This is a genomic window from Brevibacillus sp. Leaf182, assembly GCF_001423865.2.
GTDB classification, from domain to species: Bacteria; Bacillota; Bacilli; order Brevibacillales; family Brevibacillaceae; genus Brevibacillus; species Brevibacillus brevis_C.
Genome location: NZ_LMPN02000037.1, coordinates 664,438 through 687,305, shown reverse-complemented (window position 1 = coordinate 687,305; position 22,868 = coordinate 664,438). Strand labels below are relative to the sequence as shown.

The 22,868-nt window shown below is 47.0% G+C and carries 20 protein-coding genes; all 20 read left to right on the top strand.

Annotated features, from left to right (window positions below; genetic code table 11):
* Position 1 precedes the first annotated feature (1 nt).
* The 20 genes from ASG16_RS30115 to ASG16_RS30020 all read left to right on the top strand — a co-directional run bounded on the left by ASG16_RS30115 (position 2) and on the right by ASG16_RS30020 (position 22,812).
* Positions 2-943 (top strand): bifunctional riboflavin kinase/FAD synthetase, encoded by a 942-nt coding sequence (locus ASG16_RS30115; RefSeq protein ID WP_048033418.1) that lies wholly within the window; start codon positions 2-4, stop codon positions 941-943.
* A 133-nt stretch (positions 944-1,076) separates the two neighbouring features.
* Positions 1,077-1,346, top strand: a complete 270-nt coding sequence (gene rpsO / locus ASG16_RS30110; RefSeq protein WP_015891708.1) for a 30S ribosomal protein S15 — start codon at positions 1,077-1,079, stop codon at positions 1,344-1,346.
* 266 nt (positions 1,347-1,612) lie between these two features.
* On the top strand, positions 1,613-3,760 hold the full coding sequence (gene pnp / locus ASG16_RS30105; protein WP_056488359.1) for a polyribonucleotide nucleotidyltransferase: 2,148 nt from the start codon (positions 1,613-1,615) through the stop codon (positions 3,758-3,760).
* Between the two features lie 158 nt (positions 3,761-3,918).
* On the top strand, positions 3,919-4,896 hold the full coding sequence (locus ASG16_RS30100) for a polysaccharide deacetylase family protein (RefSeq protein WP_048033416.1): 978 nt from the start codon (positions 3,919-3,921) through the stop codon (positions 4,894-4,896).
* 112 nt (positions 4,897-5,008) lie between these two features.
* Positions 5,009-6,262 (top strand): M16 family metallopeptidase, encoded by a 1,254-nt coding sequence (locus ASG16_RS30095; protein ID WP_056488357.1) that lies wholly within the window; start codon positions 5,009-5,011, stop codon positions 6,260-6,262.
* Positions 6,263-6,334: 72 nt separating this feature from the next.
* A complete protein-coding gene (locus ASG16_RS30090) occupies positions 6,335-6,595 on the top strand; it encodes a YlmC/YmxH family sporulation protein (RefSeq protein ID WP_056488354.1) in 261 nt (86 codons plus the stop codon).
* Between the two features lie 137 nt (positions 6,596-6,732).
* Entirely contained in the window at positions 6,733-7,635 is a 903-nt protein-coding gene (gene dpsA / locus ASG16_RS30085; RefSeq protein ID WP_017249282.1) for a dipicolinate synthase subunit DpsA, read from the top strand.
* A complete protein-coding gene (locus ASG16_RS30080) occupies positions 7,632-8,228 on the top strand; it encodes a dipicolinate synthase subunit B (RefSeq protein ID WP_007719213.1) in 597 nt (198 codons plus the stop codon). Before dpsA ends, ASG16_RS30080 begins: the two co-directional genes overlap by 4 nt.
* A gap of 57 nt (positions 8,229-8,285) precedes the next feature.
* The gene (locus ASG16_RS30075) at positions 8,286-9,326 is read left to right on the top strand and encodes an aspartate-semialdehyde dehydrogenase (protein WP_048033413.1); all 1,041 of its coding nucleotides are present in this window, start codon (positions 8,286-8,288) and stop codon (positions 9,324-9,326) included.
* 11 nt (positions 9,327-9,337) lie between these two features.
* Entirely contained in the window at positions 9,338-10,564 is a 1,227-nt protein-coding gene (gene dapG / locus ASG16_RS30070; RefSeq protein ID WP_056488351.1) for an aspartate kinase, read from the top strand.
* A 55-nt stretch (positions 10,565-10,619) separates the two neighbouring features.
* On the top strand, positions 10,620-11,486 hold the full coding sequence (dapA, locus tag ASG16_RS30065; protein WP_056488348.1) for a 4-hydroxy-tetrahydrodipicolinate synthase: 867 nt from the start codon (positions 10,620-10,622) through the stop codon (positions 11,484-11,486).
* A 145-nt stretch (positions 11,487-11,631) separates the two neighbouring features.
* A complete protein-coding gene (locus ASG16_RS30060; protein ID WP_056488345.1) occupies positions 11,632-13,308 on the top strand; it encodes a ribonuclease J in 1,677 nt (558 codons plus the stop codon).
* A 123-nt stretch (positions 13,309-13,431) separates the two neighbouring features.
* Positions 13,432-14,256: a ClpP family protease gene (locus ASG16_RS30055; protein WP_056488342.1), complete on the top strand. Its 825-nt coding sequence runs from the start codon at positions 13,432-13,434 to the stop codon at positions 14,254-14,256.
* Positions 14,253-14,483 (top strand): YlzJ-like family protein, encoded by a 231-nt coding sequence (locus ASG16_RS30050; RefSeq protein WP_056488339.1) that lies wholly within the window; start codon positions 14,253-14,255, stop codon positions 14,481-14,483. The genes ASG16_RS30055 and ASG16_RS30050 overlap by 4 nt, the downstream gene beginning before the upstream one ends.
* A gap of 221 nt (positions 14,484-14,704) precedes the next feature.
* Positions 14,705-17,083, top strand: coding sequence for an FtsK/SpoIIIE family DNA translocase (locus tag ASG16_RS30045; RefSeq protein WP_056488336.1), 2,379 nt, complete (start codon positions 14,705-14,707; stop codon positions 17,081-17,083).
* Positions 17,084-17,322: 239 nt separating this feature from the next.
* Positions 17,323-18,048 (top strand): GntR family transcriptional regulator, encoded by a 726-nt coding sequence (locus tag ASG16_RS30040; RefSeq protein ID WP_015891694.1) that lies wholly within the window; start codon positions 17,323-17,325, stop codon positions 18,046-18,048.
* A gap of 57 nt (positions 18,049-18,105) precedes the next feature.
* Entirely contained in the window at positions 18,106-19,152 is a 1,047-nt protein-coding gene (locus ASG16_RS30035) for a BMP family lipoprotein (protein ID WP_048033407.1), read from the top strand.
* 93 nt (positions 19,153-19,245) lie between these two features.
* Positions 19,246-20,787 carry an ABC transporter ATP-binding protein gene (locus tag ASG16_RS30030; protein ID WP_056488334.1) on the top strand — a complete coding sequence of 514 codons (1,542 nt, stop codon included), beginning with the start codon at positions 19,246-19,248 and terminating at the stop codon, positions 20,785-20,787.
* Positions 20,780-21,853, top strand: a complete 1,074-nt coding sequence (locus ASG16_RS30025; protein WP_056488331.1) for an ABC transporter permease — start codon at positions 20,780-20,782, stop codon at positions 21,851-21,853. Before ASG16_RS30030 ends, ASG16_RS30025 begins: the two co-directional genes overlap by 8 nt.
* On the top strand, positions 21,853-22,812 hold the full coding sequence (locus ASG16_RS30020) for an ABC transporter permease (protein ID WP_048033404.1): 960 nt from the start codon (positions 21,853-21,855) through the stop codon (positions 22,810-22,812). The genes ASG16_RS30025 and ASG16_RS30020 overlap by 1 nt, the downstream gene beginning before the upstream one ends.
* The last annotated feature ends 56 nt before the right edge of the window (positions 22,813-22,868 follow it).

The following is a 22,868-nucleotide window of genomic DNA, read 5'->3' as shown; positions in this document are numbered from 1 at the left end:
CGTGAAAACGATCTACCTGACATACCCGTTTCCGTCTGACCTGCAAGCGAATCCTTGTGCGATTGCACTGGGGTACTTTGATGGTGTACATATTGGGCATCGCCGAGTCATTCAAAAGGCGATTGATACAGCGAAAGCAAACGGATGGCAAAGTACGGTAGTGACCTTTGATCCGCATCCTCGAGAAGTATTGGGGCAAAGCGGTTATACCCGCTATTTGACACCACTTACAGACAAGCTCGAGCAATTCGAAAAGATGGGCGTAGACACCACGTATGTGATGAAGTTCGATATTAGCTTTGCGGCTATTTATCCAGAGGATTTCATCGCAGAGTGCCTTCTCCCATTGGAATGCCGCCATATTGTCGTTGGCTTCGACTACACCTTTGGTTATCGCGGGATGGGAACTGCCCATACCTTGCAAGAAATGAGCAAAGGTCGCTATGGGCTAGACATTGTGGGTCCGGTAAATCGCTTGGGTGAAAAAGTGAGCAGTACAATCATCCGTGAATATCTTCATCATGGGGATGTCGAGCAGGTTCGCCATTTGCTAGGTCGCCCCTACAAAGTGCGCGGGACAGTCGTGCATGGTGACAAACGCGGTCGAACCATTGGCTTTCCTACAGCGAACGTCCAAGTGAATCAGCCGTATTTGATCGGAAAGAATGGGGTTTACGGTGTTCGCTTTACTGTGGATGAACAAAGCTACTATGGCGTCATGAACGTAGGGATCAAGCCTACATTTGAACTGGAGAAAAAAGAAAAGTCACTAGAAGTGCACATTTTTGAGTTCTCTGGTGAAATCTATGACAAAGAAGTAGAAGTAGAGTTCCTGTTCTACATACGGGAAGAACAGAAATTTGCTGGAGTCGATGCACTCATCGCGCAAATTGGACGAGATGTACAAACGGCGAAGCAAAAATTCGCAGAAGGAATCTCGTAAAGGATTCTCTTTGCTTTTCACAAAATGGTATGCTATAATTCAAAACGTTGTACAGATAACCGTAGCTTGGCTGTCCGATTCTCACCGACGGCAGACTCGGCGAACGGTATAAAAAATGAGGAGGTGAGTCATGATGGCATTGACTCAAGAACGTAAAACTCAACTGATTCAAGAGTTCCGTACTCATGAGAACGACACCGGTTCACCGGAAGTGCAAATCGCTATCTTGACCGAAAACATTAACAATCTGAACGGACACTTGCGTACGCACAAGAAAGATCACCACAGCCGTCGTGGTCTCTTGAAAATGGTTGGTCAACGTCGTAACCTGTTGACATACCTGCGTGAAGCAGATGTTCAACGCTATCGTTCGGTTGTAGACCGCCTGGGTCTGCGCCGCTAATCAGCGTCTTGCAAAAAGCGGGTTCTACCCGCTTTTTCTATCGTGTAGGAGGGTTTAGCGTAGAAATGCGCTAAGCCCATCCGAAACGAGTAAAAAGGCTTGTGTCCTATCTGGTAGTTTTCATTAGCTTCAAAAGAAGCTTTTTTTATTATCTAGAACGACTGCCAAAGGTAACCATTTAATTTTTATCATGGCAGGAAATAATACATATAGGTAGAAAACAAAGTGTGAAATGCACATTGTTGTGAAGGAGGACTGCTAGCATCATGGAGCAACAATACCGTACATATGACTTCGAACTGGCAGGCCGAAAACTGACCCTGGAATTTGGCAAAATGGCTAAACAGGCGCATGGTTCGGTCTTGGTTCGTTACGGCGATACAGCAATCCTGTCCGCAGTTACAGTCTCGAAGGAACCAAAACCACTTGATTTCTTTCCATTGACTGTCAACTATGAGGAGCGTCTCTACGCGGTTGGGAAAATTCCTGGCGGCTTTATTAAAAGAGAAGGACGTCCAAGTGAAAAGGCAATTTTGGCTAGCCGCTTGATTGACCGCCCTGTCCGCCCTCTTTTTGCAGAAGGATTCCGTAACGATGTACAAATCGTAAATACTGTTTTGTCTGTGGATCAAGACTGCTCACCTGAAATCGCTGCGATGATCGGTACTTCCGCAGCGCTGTCCGTTTCGGAAATTCCTTTTGAAGGTCCGATTGCAGGAGTGATCGTAGGACGAATTGACGGGGAGTTCGTCATTAATCCTACTGTAGCTCAAGCGGAGAAAAGCGATATTCACCTGACTGTCGCAGGTACACACAAAGCGATTAACATGGTGGAAGCAGCTGCGAACCAAGTACCAGAAGCAGTAATGCTCGAAGCGATCATGGCTGGTCATGACGTAATTAAGCAGCTCGTAGAATTCCAGAACATGATCGTGTCCGAAATTGGCAAGCAAAAGATGGAAGTCATCTTGCATGAGGTAGATCCTGAAATCGATCAAGCTGTGCGTGAATATGCGGAAGCTCGCCTGAAAGAAGCTGTTCGCATCGAAGAAAAACAAGCACGCTACGATGCTATTGACGATATCAAGGCAGAAACCAAAGAGCATTTTGCAGCCAAGGACCCTGAGGCATATCCAGGGCAGGAAAAGATGATTAGCGAAGTGCTTGGCAATATTGTCAAGGACGAGGTTCGCCGTCTGATTACTGACGAGAAAGTTCGCCCTGATGGACGAGCTCTGAACGAAATCCGTCCGCTGTCCAGTGAGACAACCATTCTTTCCCGTACACATGGCTCTGCTATGTTTACCCGCGGTCAGACGCAAGCGCTGAGCGTTTGCACACTGGGCGCGCTGGGAGATGTTCAGATTCTCGATGGACTCGGTCTGGAAGAATCGAAGCGTTTTATGCACCATTACAACTTCCCGCCGTATAGCGTGGGTGAAGCACGTCCGTTGCGTCCTCCAGGGCGTCGTGAAATCGGACACGGTGCGTTGGGTGAGCGTGCAATTGAACCGATCATTCCATCTGAGACAGAGTTCCCTTACACGATTCGTCTCGTATCCGAAGTAATTGAATCCAACGGTTCCACATCGCAAGCGTCGATTTGCGCGAGCGTACTTGCCTTGATGGATGCAGGTGTACCAATCAAAGCACCGGTAGCAGGTATTGCGATGGGCTTGATCATGAGCAAAGATGAGAAATCTTTCTCGATCCTGTCTGATATTCAAGGTATGGAAGATCATTTGGGAGACATGGATTTCAAAGTAGCGGGTACAGAGGCTGGTGTAACAGCTATCCAAATGGACATCAAAATTTCCGGTATTAACCGTGAGATTTTAGAGCTGGCCTTGGAGCAAGCGCGTGTAGGTCGTTTGCACATCCTGAACCATATGATGAGCACGATTTCCGAACCGCGTAAAGAACTGTCCCCTTATGCACCAAAAATCATGACCATGACGATCAATCCGGAGAAAATTCGCGATGTAATCGGTCCACAAGGTCGTGTCATCAATAAGATTATCGAAGAAACCGGCGTAAAAATCGACATCGAACAAGATGGACGAGTCTTCATCGCATCCATCAACCACGAAGCGAATCTGCGCGCGAAACAAATCATTGAAGATCTGGTTCGTGAGGTAGCTGTTGGACAGGTGTACCTGGGAACTGTAAAACGCGTAGAGAAGTACGGTGCGTTCATCGAGTTGTTCGCAGGTAAAGAGGGCTTGTGCCACATCTCTCAACTGGCTGAAGAGCGTGTAGCCAAAACAGAAGATGTTGTCGCAGTTGGTGATAAAGTAGAAGTGAAAGTGACCGAGATCGACGACCAAGGTCGTGTGAATCTCTCTCGCAAAGCAGTTTTGAAAGAGCAAGCTGCTGCGGCACAAGCTGCTGAAACACCAACACAAGCAGAATAAAGAAAAACAAAAGGCTTCGTCACTCGAAGAAATTCGTGTACGGAAGCTTTTTTCTTTTATATGCGGGATGCTCCCGTTTCGTATGTCTAAGTCATTCCTTCCTCTCATACATTGGACAAGAGAGACTCGTACGATCGATAGAGGAGGGCGACGCCCTAATGACGAATAGGACCAGGAGACTTTTGTTCATCGTTATATATGGAGCAGCGCTGATCGTTCTCTTGAATTATCAGCCTATTCATCATTACATTAGCACGATCAAAAATGTCCAAGTAGTGAATGGAGATCGTAATGAAAACGAAAAAGCGCGTTTACGGGCGCAGATTGAAAAGTGGAAAGAGGGCAGAGAGGAACAGCCGATAGATGCCGTCGTCGATCAGACGTGGAAGGCAATTCCGGGCTATAATGGCCGTGTAGTGGATGTAGAAGAATCAATCAATAAAATGCTGGCTACGGGTGTGTCCAGTCCAGATTTGCTGGTATACAAGGAAGTACCTCCAGCGGTTTCGCTTGAGCAATTAGGAGCACAGCCCATCTATCGAGGAAATCCGAATAAACCAGCGATTTCTTTCATGATTAACGTGGCTTGGGGAAATGAGTACCTCGATTCGATGCTCAATACACTCGATAAACATAAGGTAAAGACAACCTTCTTTCTGGATGGCTCTTGGGTAAAACGTTACCCAGAAGAAGCAAAAAAGATCTTGGCACGTGGCCATGAGATTGGTAATCACGCGTATTCCCATCCCGATATGAACACACTGGGAACACAGAGAATTCATCAAGAGATAAGTCGTACGCAAGATGTTATTTATAAAACGCTGGAAGTGAAGCCTTCCCTGTTTGCCCCCCCATCTGGTGCTTTTAACCAGCGCGTTGTACAAATCGCGCATTCTTCTTATCAAATGAATACGATTCTATGGACGGCAGATACGATTGACTGGCAGAAACCTTCGCCTGCTTATGTGATCAATAAAATAAGCCGGAAAATGGGCAATGGTGTCCTTGTGCTCATGCATCCTACCTCTACCTCCGAGGCCAGTTTAGATCAACTCCTGACGATCGCTAAAAAGAAGGGGCTACAGCCAACGACTGTTTCGGAGGTTATTTCGAGCCGTAGACTCCCGTCACCGTAAATACATGTTCATTTATTGTGGAGACAAAGGAAGTTTGCTATAGTTAGACGTGTTTACAAGAAATTCCCCGAGGTTTCGGGTAGAGACAGATGAACAACCGAGGAGGATTTACGTGATACAACATCATACGTGTGATAACGGTCTCCGAATCGTGACGGAACGGATTCCGTCCGTTCGCTCCGTTGCCTTAGGCATCTGGGTAGGGACTGGTTCGAAATATGAAAACGAGAAAAACAACGGGATTTCCCATTTTCTCGAGCATATGTTTTTTAAAGGGACGACAACTCGTTCTGCAAAGGAAATTGCGGAAACCTTTGATGAGATTGGCGGGAATGTGAACGCCTTTACCTCGAAGGAGTATACTTGCTATTACGCAAGAGTGCTCGACCAACACGCTCCAATCGCCCTCGATGTTCTTTCTGATATGTATTTCAACTCGGTGTTTGATGCCGATGAGTTGGAAAAGGAAAAGAACGTCGTCATTGAAGAGATTAGCATGTATGAAGACGCGCCAGATGATATGGTGCATGATTTGATTGCGCGTGCTTCGTACAGCACACACCCACTGGGGTATTCGATTTTGGGGACGGAAGATGTCCTGCGTAGCTTGAAACGTGACGATTTGCTCGCTTATATTGATCAGCATTACCTGCCAACGAATACGGTGATTACAGTAGCAGGAAACTTTGAAGACAGTTTGATTGAAGACATTCAAAAGCGCTTTCAGACTTTCTCGCGTCCAGGCAGTATGCCGACCTTGTCTACACCTGACTTTGCTGGAAATGTGATCGCTCATCATAAGGCGACAGAGCAAGCGCATTTGTGCCTGTCACTACCTGGTTTTAAGGTAGGGCATCCTGAAGTATACTCCTTGATTTTGCTGAACAACGTGCTGGGAGGCAGCATGAGCTCGCGTCTTTTCCAAGAAATTCGCGAAGAGCGAGGCTTGGCATACTCTGTTTATTCCTATCATTCGTCCTATAAAGAAGCGGGTACGTTCCATGTATATACAGGAACGGCACCAGAGCAAGTAGGACAGGTATTTGATATCGTCTCGCGCGTCCTGCGCGATGTAGCTGATCATGGAATTACAGACAAAGAGCTGAACAAAGGAAAAGAGCAACTGAAAGGCAGCCTGATGCTCAGCTTGGAGAGCACGAACAGCCGTATGAGTCGACTTGGCAAGAATGAACTCCTGCTGGGCCGTCACCTTAGTCTAGACGAGATCATCGCCAAAATTGACCGTGTTTCCCATGAATCTGTCTTGGCTGTGGCGCAGCAACTGTTCCGTTCCAAGATGGCTATGGCGATGGTGAGCCCACTCGACGGCTTCCCTGAAAACGTGAAGAACGATATTTTGTTGTAAGCAAAAATCCGGCATAGCCCGGATTTTTTTGCGTATATCAACAGTAAATGAAAGGACAAAGGGGGCTTCTCCATGCGCTTAAGCGAGTTGGGTGGGAAGGAGATTATCGGACTGGACAACGGGGAGAAAATGGGGGTCATCAGTGATTCCGATTTAGTCATCCATCCCGAAAACGGTACGATTCAATCCATCATCTTGCCAGGAGGCAGTTTCTTTGGTTTCGGCAAGAAGCGAGAGGACCTCGTGATCCCATGGAGCTCCATCGTAAAAATTGGGCCAGATATGGTCATCATCCAGCTTCAAGCGCCTGAGGCACAAGCTTTGCAAAAGTAGGCGCTTCTGTCACCGAAGTAGCAGGAGCGGAATAGGATGGGGGTAGACCGCATGGATTTCCGTCAACTTTTCCAAATGGAAAACCTTTGCGTTCCGATCATTTAATGCAGTAAAATGTGTGGAAAGGGGAACGCAGCATGCTAACGGGCATACATGTTGCCTTCATCGGCGGAGACGCTCGCCAGTTGGAAGTCATTAAGCGATGCATACAACTGGATGCTAGCGTCACGTTAGTTGGCTTCGACAACCTGGAAAGTAATTTTACAGGGGCAACGAAGAAACCATTAACATGCGATGTGTTGAAAGACGTGGACGCCCTCATCCTACCCATCGTAGGGACCGATGACCAAGGATACGTGGAAAGTATTTTCTGCTCCAAACAAATGCAGTTGCTAGACGAACATGTGGCGAGTCTGCCGAGTCATTGCGTGGTTTACACGGGAATGGCGAAGCCTTATCTGAAAAAGCTGTTGGCTTCCACACAGCTTCCTCTGGTGGAGCTCTTGGATCGTGATGACGTAGCTATCTATAACTCTATCCCTACTGTAGAGGGAGCGTTAATGATGGCGATTCAACATACGGATATTACGATTCATGGATCTCAGTCCATTGTTTTGGGATTGGGCCGAACAGGTTTGTCCATGGCTCGAGCATTGCATGCGTTAGGGGCCCGCGTAAGAGTTGGGGCCAGACGTCAAGAACACTTGGCACGCATTTATGAGATGGGATTGACTCCCTTCCATATAAGCGAAGTAAGGCAACAGGTTACGAATGCTGATTTCATTTTTAATACCATCCCGCAATTATTACTCACGGCAGAAGTGATAGCTCAAATGCCTCAGTCGGCGTTTATTCTTGATCTTGCCTCCAAGCCAGGGGGAACGGATTTTCGTTACGCTGAAAGACGAGGTATCAAAGCTCTTCTTGCTCCCGGATTACCTGGAATCGTTGCACCGAAAACCGCTGGACAAATTTTAGCCCAAACATTATCTCGTCTTATTGCGGGTCAAAGGAAAGCGCCAGGAGGGGATGCAACATGAGTAAGCTTCAGGGAAAGACCATTGGATTTGGTTTGTCTGGATCGCATTGCACCTTTGAGGAAACCATGCCGCAAATTAAGCGATTTGTGGATGCTGGAGCACGGGTGGTACCAATCGTATCGAATACGATTATGACCACGGATACACGCTTCGGTACTTCCCAAAGCTGGCAGCAACAAATCAAGGAACTGACGGGGGAAGAGCTTATTTCGACGATTCCTCAGGCTGAGCCGTTGGGACCTTCCAAGTTGTTGGATGTCATGCTGATTGCGCCCTGCACAGGCAGTACGACGAGTCGACTGGCGAATGCCATTACGGATAGTGCCGTACTGATGGCAGCTAAAGCGACGATGCGTAATCTGCGACCTATAGTGATTGCCATTTCTACCAATGATGGTCTGGGATTAAATGCAGCCAATATTGCCAAGCTGTTGGCCGCGAAAAATATGTATTTCGTACCGTTCGGGCAGGATGCCCCGGATAAAAAACCGAACTCGCTTGTAGCTCGTATGGATCTCCTATTGGAAACATGCGAAGCAGCTTTGGAAGGTCGACAATTACAACCCTTGCTCATCGAAAGATTTAACTACTAATAAGACTACAGAAAAAACAATTAACCTGCTTTTTCGCGATTAGGAGGAGAGTAAGAGATGGCAAACCAACTGACTTTCAATGTTGCTGTAGTCGGTGCGACTGGTGCAGTCGGACAGCAGATGATTCAACTATTAGAAAAGCGCAACTTCCCAATCAAACAGCTTAAGCTGCTTGCTTCTGGACGTTCTGCAGGAAAAACAGTCACCTTCAAGGGGCAAGAAATTGTACTGGAAGAGGCAACTCCAGACAGTTTTGCAGGGGTTGATTTTGCCTTGTTTAGTGCTGGCGGATCGGTCAGCAAGGAACTGGCTCATCATGCAGTGCGTCATGGTGCCGTTGTCATTGACAATACCAGCGCATTCCGGATGGATCCAGATGTTCCTCTCGTTGTGCCAGAAGTAAACATGGATGCTGCGCTCGCTCATAATGGAATCATTGCGAATCCGAATTGCTCTACGATTCAGATGGTTGCCGCTCTAAAACCCTTGTATGATCGTTTTGGTATAGACCGAATCATCGTTTCTACTTACCAGGCAGTATCTGGTGCAGGTCAATCTGCGATCAATGAATTACTGGACCAAAGTCGAGATATTTTGGATGGTAAAGAACCGCAGTGTAACGTACTTCCCGTAGGCAAATTGCCTGTACATCATCAGATTGCGTACAACGCGATTCCGCAGATTGATGTGTTCACCGACAATGGTTTTACTTATGAAGAAATGAAAATGATCAATGAGACCAAAAAAATCTTCGGTGATGACACTGTACTTGTTTCAGCTACTTGCGTACGTATTCCAGTGGTCTATGGCCATAGCGAGTCGGTATATGTAGAGCTGAAACAGGATTACGATCTGGCAGAAGTAAAGGCCCTGCTGAAAAACGCTCCCGGTGTCGTGTTAGTAGATGTGCCGGAGGAACAGCAGTATCCACTCGCTACTGATGCAACAGGCAAACTGGAAGTATTCGTGGGCCGGGTGCGTCGTGATCTCCATCATCCTCGTGGACTGCATATGTGGATCGTTTCTGACAATCTTCTCAAGGGTGCAGCATGGAATACAGTACAAATCGCTGAAGAACTCATAAAAGCAAGAGTATAGGGGAGAGGTTAGTGAAGATTCTCGTCCAGAAGTTCGGTGGTTCTTCCTTGACGACGGAGGATTGCCGGATGCGGGCAATCTACCATATGGAAAAAGCAATTGATGAGGGCTATGCCCTCGTCGTTGTCGTATCGGCAATGGGTCGCAAAGGTGATCCATACGCAACCGATACACTTTTGCAGTTGGTTCGTGCGAATGGGAACCAACTGCCAAGTCGAGAAACGGATATGCTGATGCATACCGGAGAAATCATCTCTGCTACAGTCATGTGCAGCATGCTGAATGCACGAGGAATTAAAGCAACGATTTTGACAGGCGGTCAGGCAAATATTGTGACGAGCGACGACTTTACGAATGCACAAATTATGTCGATCGATCCAAGCCGTATTTTGCAGGACTTGCAGGAAAGTCAAGTTGTGATCGTTCCAGGGTTTCAGGGACGTACAGCCGAGTGGGAAATTACGACACTGGGGCGGGGCGGAAGCGATACGACTGCAACCGCTCTCGGTGTCGCCTTGAAGGCTGAAACGGTGGATATTTTCACCGACGTGGAAGGCATCATGACGGCGGACCCGCGTATCGTCGAAGAAGCGCAGCGGCTCGGTATGGTGACCTACACGGAGATTTGCAACATGGCTCACCTCGGTGCAAAAGTTATTCATCCTAGAGCGGTGGAGATCGCGATGCACGCAAACGTGCCGATTCGTGTTCGCTCTACGTTTTCGGACGACCCCGGTACACTCGTTACGACTATGCTGGAGATCGGGAAATTGGGCTACACTGTACACGACAGAGTCGTCATGGGAATTGCTCATGTACCGAACATTACGCAGATCAAGGTCGCGAATAAAGAAGGGTCTTACGATACACAGCTACAAGTCTTCAAAACGATGGCAACCAATAACATCAGTGTAGATTTCATCAATGTGAACCCAATGGGTGTTGCTTACACGGTCCATGATGAAATGGGAGAAAAAGCTGCTCGTCTGTTAACGGAAATGGGTTACGAGCCGCAGCTTTTGCCGCATTGTGCAAAAGTGTCCGTTATTGGTGCAGGTATGACGGGCGTGCCGGGCGTGATGGCGCGAATCGTGGAGGCACTTACGCAAGAAGACATTCAAATTCTTCAATCGGCAGACTCCCATACAACCATCTGGGTACTCGTGCATGAAATGGATATGGTGAGGGCTGTTCGTGCGCTTCATCAGCAGTTCAACCTGCATGTTCAACATATGTAAGAGCATATCCTGACTAAAATACCTACTGATCACAATAAGAGGAGTTGGAGAGGTAGTGGCACGTTTTGGCCGACTGGTTACCGCTATGGTAACACCTTTTAATGAGCAGCTACAGGTCGATTACGATAAAACAGAGCGACTGATTGACCATTTGATTGCTAATGGTACAACTGGAATCGTACTAAGTGGTACCACGGGTGAATCACCGACCTTATCCCGTACGGAGAAACTCGATCTTTTCCGTCATGTGGTTTCCTACGCAAAAGGAAGATGCCATATCATTGCAGGAACAGGCAGCAATGATACAGCATCAAGCATTGAGTTCACCCAAGCTGTACAATCCATTGGCGTAGACGCTGTCATGGTGGTTGCACCTTATTACAGCAAGCCATCGCAGGAAGGGCTTTACGCACACTTCAAGGCATTATCGGAAGCAACCGAGCTGCCGGTGATGCTGTATAATGTGCCAGGAAGATCCGTCGTCAATATGACTGCCGAAACGACACTTCGTTTGGCGGAACTGCCTAATGTAGTATGCATAAAGGAAGCCTCCGGTAATTTGTCGCAGATGTCGCAAATCATTGAACATGCTCCGGAAGGCTTTGAGCTGTACAGTGGTGACGATGGCTTAACCTTACCGATCCTGTCTATCGGGGGAGTGGGCATTGTCAGTGTGGCGAGTCACGTAGTTGGTCGTCCAATGACAGACATGATGGACGCCTTTTTTGCCGGTAACTTTACGGAGGCAGCAAGACTGCATCGCAAGCTGTTGCCGATTTTTGAAGGCCTGTTTGCCTACCCGAGCCCAGGACCGACCAAGGTCGCTTTAGAAAAGCTCGGCGTTCAAGTTGGGGGAGTTCGACTGCCTTTAGTCGAGCTGAACGAACAAGAAAAAGCATTCGTGCATTCCCTGCTTATTTAACTCCATAGAAGATCAAGAGCCATTCCTACCCGGGATGGCTCTTTTTCCTTGTGTTCATGATTTCACTTCGGGTATAATAAGAACAAGTGATTTGGGGCGGTTTTTTTGAGTGGACATGACAACTAAATATAGGAGGTTACACGTTTTGGCAAAGTCGAATCACTCTGTTCTCGTTTTCGCCCTGGGCGGAGTCGGCGAAATTGGGAAGAATATGTACGTGGTACAAAGCGGTGACGACATCGTAGTGATTGATGCCGGATTGAAGTTCCCAGAAGAGGAAATGCTGGGGATTGATATGGTTATTCCGGATATCACCTACTTGGAGGAACATCGCGACAAGGTTCGGGGTATTATTATTACGCATGGACACGAAGACCACATCGGCGGCCTCAGCTACGTGCTGAAGCATTTGAAAGTCCCGGTTTATGCGACAAAACTTACCCTTGGTTTAATTGATGCAAAGTTAAAAGAAGCGGGCATCCTAAACGAAACAAAACGCGTATTGATCAACAGCGACTCGGAAGTCGTTCTCGGAAAGATGAAGGCGACCTTTTTCCGCGTAAACCACAGCATCCCGGATTGTGTAGGGGTATGCCTGGATACGCCAGAAGGTTACATCGTTCATACAGGAGACTTCAAGTTCGATCAAACACCTGTTAACAATCAGGTAGCTGATCTGGCAAAAATGGCGATGATCGGTGACAGAGGCGTTTTATGCTTGCTCTCTGACAGTACGAATGCAGAACGGCCTGGATTTACCGGATCGGAACGCTCAGTGGGCAAAGCACTCATGGATGTGTTCAGCAAAGCATCTGGACGTATTGTTGTTTCTACGTTTGCATCAAATGTTCACCGCATTCAACAAGTGGTGGACGCTGCAGCACAGTTCAACCGTAAATTGACGGTTGTTGGCCGGAGCATGCAAAATGTCATTACTATCAGCAGAGACTTAGGGTACTTGATGGTCCCTGAGGGCTTGATTGTTGAGATCGATGAAATCAACAAATTACCTGCTGAACAAGTCGTTATTTTATCAACTGGAAGCCAAGGAGAGCCTATGTCCGCGCTCACTCGGATGGCCCGATCCGCCCATCGGAAAATTGACATCCTTCCAGGGGATACTGTTATTATTGCAGCCACTCCCATTCCAGGGAATGAAAAATACGTGGCGCGTACGATCGATCAATTATCGCGCATTGGTGCAGATGTCATTTATGGTGGCCATGGACCTAACGGAACCGTCCACGTCTCCGGTCATGGTAGCCAAGAAGAATTGCGCCTGATGCTTAACCTAATGAAGCCTAAGTACTTTATTCCTGTTCACGGTGAATATCGCATGTTGAAAACGCATGCCTTACTTGCTGAACAGGTTGGCATTCCTGAAGAAAACATGTTCTTGCTGGATAACGGCGATACAGTTGAATTCTTAGGGGGCAAGGCCCGTTACGGTGGAAAAGTCCATGCTGGCAATGTTTTGATTGACGGCTTGGGTGTTGGTGATGTAGGAAACATCGTACTTAGAGATCGCAAATTACTGTCACAAGATGGCATACTGGTAGTTGTCGTTACACTCAGCAAACAAAATGGCACGATTTTGTCTGGTCCAGACATCATTTCTCGCGGTTTCGTCTACGTGCGTGAATCCGAAGAGTTGCTGGATGAGGCAAATCGCATAGTGACCCAAACACTTGTCAAATGCATGGAAGAAAATGTGAATGAATGGTCTTCACTGAAAAATAACGTAAAAGAGTCGTTAGGCCGCTATCTGTATGAGCAAACGCGCAGACGTCCGATGATCTTGCCGATTATCATGGAAGTGTAGGATCACTTGATAAAGAGCTAGAAACCCTTTTGAAGAAGGGTTTCTGGCTTTTTTTGGCTTTGTGGGCGCATGATTTTTCCTCCCCTTATCCATACTACAGAGGAAAGTGAGGGAGGATCATCCATGCCGAATCAACAATTTAACGATTTTTTAAATAGGCCACCGTTTGGAAACGCAGCGGTAAATAGTAAGGAATCCCAGCCACAATCACCAACTGATGATCAGGAGCCTGCAGCTTCGCCGCCGTCAGAAGCACCTGTACAAGAAGATCCGAAGAAAAAACTACTCGATTCCATTACGCAATTGGGTCAGACAAACGTCCCGCAGCTCGAAAGCAATATTTATTGTATGACCATCATCGGACAAGTAGAAGGGCATATTCAGCTCCCTCCTCAAAATAAGACGACCAAATACGAGCACCTCATCCCTCAATTGGTTGCGGCAGAACAAAACAGCAAAATAGAGGGCGTGCTTGTTATTTTGAATACGGTTGGTGGGGATGTGGAAGCAGGCTTGGCGATTGCGGAAATGGTTTCGTCCTTATCCAAACCGGTAGTCACACTCGTACTCGGGGGTGGTCATAGTATTGGTGTGCCAATCGCTGTAGCTGGTTCGTACTCGTTTATTGCAGAAACGGCTACAATGACGATCCATCCGATCCGCTTGACAGGTCTTGTAATTGGAGTACCCCAAACGTTTGAGTACTTGGACAAAATGCAAGATCGTGTCGTTAGCTTCATTTCCCGTCACTCCAATGTCTCGGAAGAAAAGTTCCGTGAGCTTATGACCCGAACCGGTGAATTGACACGAGACATCGGAACCAATGTGATTGGCGTAGATGCGGTGAAATACGGTTTGATTGATGAAGTCGGCGGCCTTGGAAGTGCGCTGAAAAAGCTGAATGAACTAATCAAAGCGCAAAAAGGTGAGGAGAGTGTACTCCAATGATCTTATACTCCATCATTCCGATGGAAACGGTTTTTGAGAACATGGAGCAAGTGGAGAAACAAGAGCTGAAAGAGATCACAGTGGGTCACGCCACGATGCTCATTGAGCAAACTGGACCGTTTGAAGGAAAAATCGTCAGGCTCATTAGTCCAGATCCGCAAGACTACTTAAAGGAGCAGTACGCACCGGGACAAAAAATCCAGTTTCAACCTGAATGGCTCGTCTAAGAAGTCCTGTATTTCTATGAATTTCCTGTGTTATACTAGTGATGTACGAACAGCAGCCGAACACGCGACGGCTGCCTTTTTTAACGAATAGGAATTTATAAATGAAATTCCGGAGCGCATGGTAACTTTCCGCTAAAACGCGGTCGCTCCACGTTGAAAAAGCCTCGATAGAGGGTTTCTTACCATTCGGTACATAACGGGTGTAATGACCAGGAGGAGGCGTGCCATTGAGTAGGAGAAAAAAAGAGCGTTCACAAGCGGCATTGGCCTCAGTTGTCAAAATAGAGCTGCTGGGACTTCTCATCATCGTGCTGTCCTTGATCGGGCTTTTGGAGAGTGGATGGCTAGGCAAAAATGTACTGGCACTTCTATTTCGATTTATTGCGGGCTCATGGGATTTCATCATTCCTGTTCTGCTAATCGGTATGGCCATACATATGATGTTTACAAGAAAGTCACCGAAGCTTACTTACCGCGTCTTAGGGATAGCTCTCATTGGTGTGGCGATTTTGACCTGGGATCACATGATTCTGTACAAACAAATTACCGCAGATGGAAAATTTGCAGAGCAAAGCATCATTAAGGTTACGTGGGACAGAATTTGGCTCGATCATGGTCAAAAAGTGTCAACCACCGGGGTAGGCGGAGGAATGGTCGGTGCCCTGTTTTTTGCGATGACAAATGGTCTTGTTGGAACAATTGGTACTGGTCTCGTGATTGTTTTCCTTTTCCTTGTGGGACTGATGTTTCTGTTCAATCTTTCTTATGTAAACATTTTGATGTTTGCCAAGGACAAGCTCGCTTTGTTTTACGGAAAGGCCAAGGATACAGTGAAGGACTCTGTACAGCTTTTGCAGGAAGAGAGCGAGAAGCGAAAGAAGGAAGCAAAGGAAGCCGAAGAAGCTCGCAAGCACAAGCAATCGGAGGAAGAGAACGAGGTCATCGCAGTTACGGCGTTAAAAGAGCAAAAATCTCATCCACAGCCTGCTATTCAGGAGGAAGAAGTCCAGCAACCGAACGCCCCGTTAATTCGTGATTTTACGGATCGCATTGCGTTGGATGAAGATGAGGTACCGGTTGATCCTAGTCATCAAGCGAGAGTTGCACAACCGAAAACGAACCAGGAAATTACGTTTGCGCTCGAAGGAGAAGAAGAAATCTTCGGTACAATAGCTACTGGAGAAGAACAGAACACCATACCGTATGAGCTGCCAAGTCTACAAATGCTCGCAAGGCCCAAGGCGAGTTCTACAGGAAAAGACGTCGATCATACCTCAAATGCGGCGAAATTAGTGCAGACACTGAAGAGCTTTGGGGTCAATGCAACGGTTTCCGAAGTACATCGCGGACCAGCTGTTACACGATATGAAGTTCAGCCTGCTACAGGAGTAAAAGTAAGCAGGATTGTTAGCTTGACGGATGACCTTGCTCTGGCATTGGCGGCAAAAGATATCCGGATTGAGGCACCAATCCCAGGAAAATCAGCCATCGGCATCGAGGTTCCGAACTCGGAGGTAGCAGTCGTATCCCTACGAGAAGTGTTGGAAGCTCCCGAGTATCAAGATGCGCCAGGGAAGCTCACCGTTGCTCTTGGCCGAGATATTTCCGGAGAGCCGATCGTAGCAGATTTGACCAAAATGCCCCATTTGCTCGTAGCCGGTGCGACCGGAAGCGGAAAATCAGTATGCATTAATGGATTGATCATGAGTATTTTGTTCAAGGCCAAACCAGAAGAAGTCAAGCTGATGATGGTTGACCCGAAAATGGTGGAACTGAATGTGTACAACGGAATTCCACATTTGTTGGCTCCTGTTGTTACTGACCCGAGAAGGGCTTCTGTTGCATTGAAAAAGGTCGTGGCCGAGATGGAGCGGCGTTATAATTTGTTTGCCAAAACAGGGAGCCGCAATATTGAAATGTACAATGCCCAAGTGGTAGGGACGCCACTACCCTATATTGTCGTCATCGTCGATGAGCTTGCTGACTTGATGATGGTAGCTCCGGGAGAAGTGGAAGATGCGATTTGTCGACTCGCGCAAATGGCTCGTGCTTCCGGAATTCATCTCATCATCGCGACACAACGTCCTTCCGTAGATGTCATTACGGGTGTAATCAAGGCAAATATCCCGTCCCGTATTGCCTTTGGGGTATCTTCGATGGCTGACTCTAGAACGATTCTGGATATGGGGGGAGCAGAAAAGCTTCTCGGAAGAGGGGACATGCTTTCGCTGCCGATGGGCGCATCCAAGCCGACTCGTGTTCAAGGGGCCTTTGTATCCGACAAGGAAGTAGAAGAGGTCGTTCGTTTTGTGAAAGAACAGCAAGAGGTTCGCTACAATGAAGAAATGATCCCCGGTGACGTGCAGGAGGAACAGCAGCCAGTCGTGGATGATGAACTGTACGATCAAGCTGTCCAAATCGTTTCAGAAGCCCAAACGGCATCGGCATCCTTGTTGCAGCGTCGTCTCCGTGTCGGTTATACGAGAGCTGCACGTTTGATTGATATGATGGAAGCTCAAGGAGTAGTCGGTCCATATGAGGGAAGCAAGCCTCGTGAGGTTCGTCTTCCACGCCCGTCCATAGAAAGTAATATTTCATAAAGTGAGACCATGCCAGTATTTGTACTGGTAGGGTCTTTTTTCCTATTTTAGGAGAAAAATCCCTGTCGAAATTAATCATTTTGCATTATTATTCATAAATATTTGGCTTGCATGATACTCGCCCCTCATGTAAAATTTCTAAGAGATTGACGGAAATTGTTGTTATTAAGTCTCATACGAATCAGAGGTCTGACGTCCTACCTGTTGGGATGGCTGAAGGACAGCAGGAGTGAATGATGATGAGCATCAAAGGGAATGTTCGATCACTGTTTCTCTTGGTAATGGACAAGATCAAGAGTGATATCGAAACCGGACTTCTTCGTCCTGGTGAACGCCTCCCTTCTGAAGCCGAACTATCCAAACAGCTTGGTGTAAGCAGGGCGACGCTTCGCGAGGCACTCCGACTTCTTGAGGAAGAGAAGATTGTCATTCGTAGACACGGTGTAGGTACCTTTATTAATTCAAAGCCTGTTTTTTCAGGTGGGATTGGGGAACTCTTTAGTGTGACGGATGCAATCGAGCGTCAAGGATATACGGCAGGAACCTTGATCCTGAAAACATCCTTTGGCGAATCTGCTGAAGAAGAGAGGAAGCGGCTAGCCTTAAATCCGGGTGAAGGCGTTCTCATAGTAGAGCGAATTCGAACGGCTGACGGTGAGCCTGTGGTTTATTGTGTGGACCGCATTCCTGCACATCTGGTGCCCGAGGGCTATGCGGCAAGTGGAGAGTCTATCTTCAAATGGCTAGAGAGCGTAACAGGGGTAAGGATCGCATACGCAGTAGCCGATATTGAACCTGTGGGCTACAATGAAAAGGTTTCCAACCTGCTGCATTGCGATAAATCTGCTCCCATGCTCTTGCTCAAACAGATTCATTACGACGAAAGTGAAAAGCCAGTGCTATACTCCCATAATTACTTCAGGGCTGACAAAATTCATTTTCATGTCGTACGGAGACGGTTGTAACTGTGGGGGCAACCTCACTCAACAATTTCATCAACTAAAAACAGGGGGTAATCTCAGATGAAGAAAGTTCTATCCGTGCTTTCTGTGGCAACGCTCAGCCTGTCGCTCGTTCTCGCTGGGTGCGGAAGCAAACCAGAAGCACAGCCTCAAGGCCAAACTGGTAGCAATGGAGGCGCTCCAGCCGCTAAAGCTATCAAAGTAGGTATGGTTACAGACGTTGGCGGTGTAAACGACAACTCCTTTAACCAGAGTGCTTGGGAAGGGCTGCAAAAACTCCAAACCGATTTGAATCTCCCGAAAGAAAACGTAAACTATCTGCAATCAAAATCAGATGCTGACTATGTACCAAACCTGACTCAATTCGTAAAAGACGGTTGGGATCTAACTTGGGGTATCGGCTTCCTGATGGGTGACCACCTGAAAAAAGTAGCAGATGAAAACAAAGACGCAAAATTGGCGATCATCGACGCTGAAGTTGATGCTCCTAACGTTGCATCCGTACTCTTTAAAGAGCATGAAGGCTCCTTCCTCGCTGGGGTAGTTGCAGCGAAAATGACCAAAACGAAAAAGGTTGGATTCGTGGGTGGCGTTGACATCCCAGTAATCAAACGTTTTGACCTTGGTTTCGAAGCGGGCGTAAAAGCTGTAGATCCAAGCATTCAAGTAGTGAAAGTTTACACGGGTGCTTTTGATAAACCAGACATGGGTAAATCCACGGCTTCCTCCATGTACGGTCAAGGTGTGGACATCATATTCCACGCTTCCGGCGGTACAGGCGACGGTGTGTTCAACGAAGCAAAAGACCGTAAAGCTAAAGGCGAGAACGTATGGGTAATCGGTGTTGACAAAGACCAATCCCTGACTTTCGGCGACGAAATCACTTTGACTTCCATGGTAAAACGTGTTGACGAAGCAGTTATTCGTGTAGCGAAAGACCTGTCTGAGGGTAAATTCAAAGGCGGAGTACAATGGCTCGGACTGGCTGAAAACGGTGTAGGTCTGGCTGACACTTCTACGAAGAACGTTCCTGAAGACGTACTGAAGCTGGTTGAAGAATACAAGCAAAAAATCGTTAAAGGCGAAATCACAGTTCCTGACAAGTAAAAACTAAGGAAGCTGCAAAAGGACAAGGCTGGTTCGAGCTACTGGCCTTGTCCTTTACCTTCACAATAGACCCGAAAAATGGGGTGAGCATGCATGAACTCGGTAAAAAAAGTGGTTGAAATGAGAGGGATCACAAAACGGTTCCCAGGCATTGTTGCGAACGACAGTATTACACTGTCTGTAGGTAAAGGTGAAATTCATGCGCTGCTTGGAGAGAATGGCGCAGGTAAGTCCACACTCATGAATATCTTGTTCGGTCTATATCAGCCGGATGAAGGCGAAATTCTGATTAACGAGAAAGTTGTACAGATCACCAGTCCAAGGGTTGCAAACGAACTTGGTATTGGAATGGTTCACCAACATTTTATGCTCGTAGAAACATTTACAGTCACTGAAAACATTGTGCTAGGAAATGAACCGAAAAACGGGTTGAAGATAGATATTCAAAGCGCTGAGAAAGCGGTAGAAAAACTGTCGAATCAATACGGGCTCAAAGTTGATCCGAGAGCAAAAATCCAGGATATCTCCGTAGGGATGCAGCAGCGCGTAGAGATTTTGAAAACGCTTTATCGCGGCGCGGACATCTTGATTTTTGATGAGCCTACGGCTGTATTGACGCCGCAGGAAATCCATGAACTTATCGAGATCATGCATAACTTGGTAAAAGAAGGTAAGACGATTATCCTGATCACGCACAAGCTAAAAGAAATTATGGCAGTATGTGACGCGGTTACGATCATTCGTCGAGGAAAAGTCATTGACTCCGTATGGGTAAAAGATACGAATCCAGACGACTTGGCTGCAAAAATGGTTGGTCGTGAAGTAAACTTCCGCGTGGATAAAACGGAAGCAAAACCAAAAGAAACGATCTTGGCTGTAGAGAACTTGACTGCGATGGGTAACCGAGGTGTGAATGCACTGAACAATCTCAGCTTAGAGGTTCGTGCTGGTGAAATTCTCGGAATTGCTGGAGTCGACGGAAACGGCCAAAGTGAACTGATTGAAGTATTAACTGGCTTGCGTAAAGCAACAAGTGGGCGTGTCCTTCTTAATGGCAAAGAAATTACGAATCAAAATCCGCGAAACATCTCGGAATCAGGATTGTCTCATATTCCTGAAGACCGACATAAACGAGGATTGGTTCTTGATTTCACCATGAGTGAAAATATGGTATTGGAAACGTACTTCCATCCAACGTTTTGCAAAGGCGGTTTTCTTGATTATGGCGCCATTGACAAGCATGCGGCCAAGCTTATCGAAGAATTCGACGTTCGGACTCCGAGTATTTACACACCAGCACGAGCACTGTCGGGAGGAAACCAACAAAAGGCAATTATTGCCCGCGAAGTGGACAAGAACCCGGATTTGCTGATTGCGGCACAACCTACTCGTGGCTTGGATGTAGGGGCTATCGAATTCATTCATCGCAGACTAATTGATCAACGCGATCAGGGAAAAGCGGTTCTCTTGCTTTCCTTGGAGTTGGATGAGGTTATCAATGTGTCCGACCGGATTGCGGTTATTTATGAGGGCGCCATTGTGGGGATTGTCGATGCTAAATCGACAACGGAACAAGAGCTCGGCTTGATGATGTCCGGCGGAAAAGTAATGCAAGGAGGGGGAAACGATGAATAGAGTTATTGCGGTCTTCACGAAAGAATCGTTTCTCGTTCCTGCCGTTGCGATCCTTCTTGGTCTTTTGACTGGAGCAATCGCAATGCTGGCAGGTGGATTTAACCCAATCGATGCCTATACGGCTTTGATTAAAAAAGTATTTGGAAGCGCGTATAACTTTGGTGAAACCATTCGCCAAATTACGCCTTTGATCTTTACAGGTTTGGCTGTGGCGTTTGCATTCCGTACAGGTCTCTTTAACATCGGGGCAGAAGGTCAATTTATCGTAGGGATGATTGCTTCTACTGTCGTAGGTGTTTCGTTTGACCTTCCAGCTATCATTCATGCTCCACTTGCTATCCTTGCAGGTGCTGTAGCAGGTGGCTTGTGGGGTGCCATTGCCGGTTATTTGAAAGCAGCTCGTGGTGTCAATGAGGTTATTACCAGCATCATGTTGAACTGGGTAGCTCTTTACTTTGCAAACTGGGTCATGAATGCTTTCTTTATTCCAGCAGGCAAACAAACATCCGAAGAAGTAAAGGATTCTGCGATCATTACCATTGGATGGCTCGCCGAAATGTTTGACAATGCTCGTTTACACTGGGGTACACTGATTGCCGTACTCGCAGCTATTTTCTTCTATATCATTCTTTGGAAAACAAAATCTGGTTTTGAATTGCGTTCCGTTGGTTTGAATCCGCATGCTTCTGAGTATGCTGGTATGAACGTGAATCGTAATGTTGTAAAGGCCATGTTCATTGGTGGTATGTTTGCAGGAATTGGTGGAGCTACTGAGATTTTGGGCGTATTCCACTATCAAGCGATCATGACGCAGCATACGGGCTATGGCTTTGATGGAATTGCGGTAGCATTGATTGGCGGAAATACACCATTCGGGGTTATCCTTGCTGCTATATTGTTTGGGGTTCTCACATTCGGTGCGAGCGGCATGCAGTTTAGTGCGGGTGTACCGTTTGAGTTGATTCGTGTTGTAATTGCTTCTGTTATTTTCTTCGTTGCTGCACATGGCATCGTGAAAATTTTCGTTAAGCCGATCTTGATGAAGAAAAAGGAAGGTGGACACTGATGGATTGGGGATTAATTCTCAGCAACCTCGTTCATGATACCATCGTGTTTTCCACTGCCTTGATTTTTGCCGCATTGGGTGGACTGTACTCCGAGCGTTCTGGTGTCGTGAACATTGCGCTAGAAGGTATGATGATTATCGGTGCTTTTACTGGTGCCGTAATGACCTATGCTTTCCAAGATTCACTGGGTGCTTGGGCACCGTGGGTCGGATTTATTGCGGCAGGGATTGCCGGTTCTATTTTTGCACTCCCGCATGCCGTTGCTTCTGTTACATTTAAAGCGGATCAGACTGTCAGTGGTGTGGCCCTGAACTTCCTGGCAGCTGGGCTTTCTATCTACCTGACCAAAATTATTTTCGACGGAGCAGGCCAGACAACAACATTGAACACTGTGTTTAACAAATTCAGTATTCCTGGATTGAGTGAAATTCCGTACATCGGACATGCCATTTTTGAGGCGTATCCTACTAGCTATCTAGCTTTCATTGCCGTTTTCCTTACTTGGTATATTGTATTTAAGACACCATTCGGATTGCGCTTGCGTTCAGTTGGTGAGCATCCGCGTGCTGCTGATACAGTAGGGATCAATGTAAAGAGAATGCGTTACACGGCTGTTATGATCAGTGGTATGCTGGCTGCATTGGGTGGAGCTACCATTTCTTTGACGACAACCAGTAACTTTTCCCATAACACGGTTTCCGGACAAGGGTTTATCGCGATTGCGGCCTTGATCTTTGGTAAATGGCATCCAATGGGTGCGATGGGAGCAGCTTTGTTCTTTGGTGTCGCTCAAGCGATCAAGTCTTTGGTGCAAATCTTCGGATTGACCAATTACATTCCTACTGAATTTATCTTCATGCTTCCGTACGTACTGACGATTCTCGTGATGGCTGGTCTGGTAGGGCGATCCAGTGCTCCAGCGGCCCTCGGCAAACCTTACGATACGGGATCTCGTTAATCATTCGTTGACAAAATTTAGCGTCTAGAACCTGTCACTTCCTCTGTGCGATAATT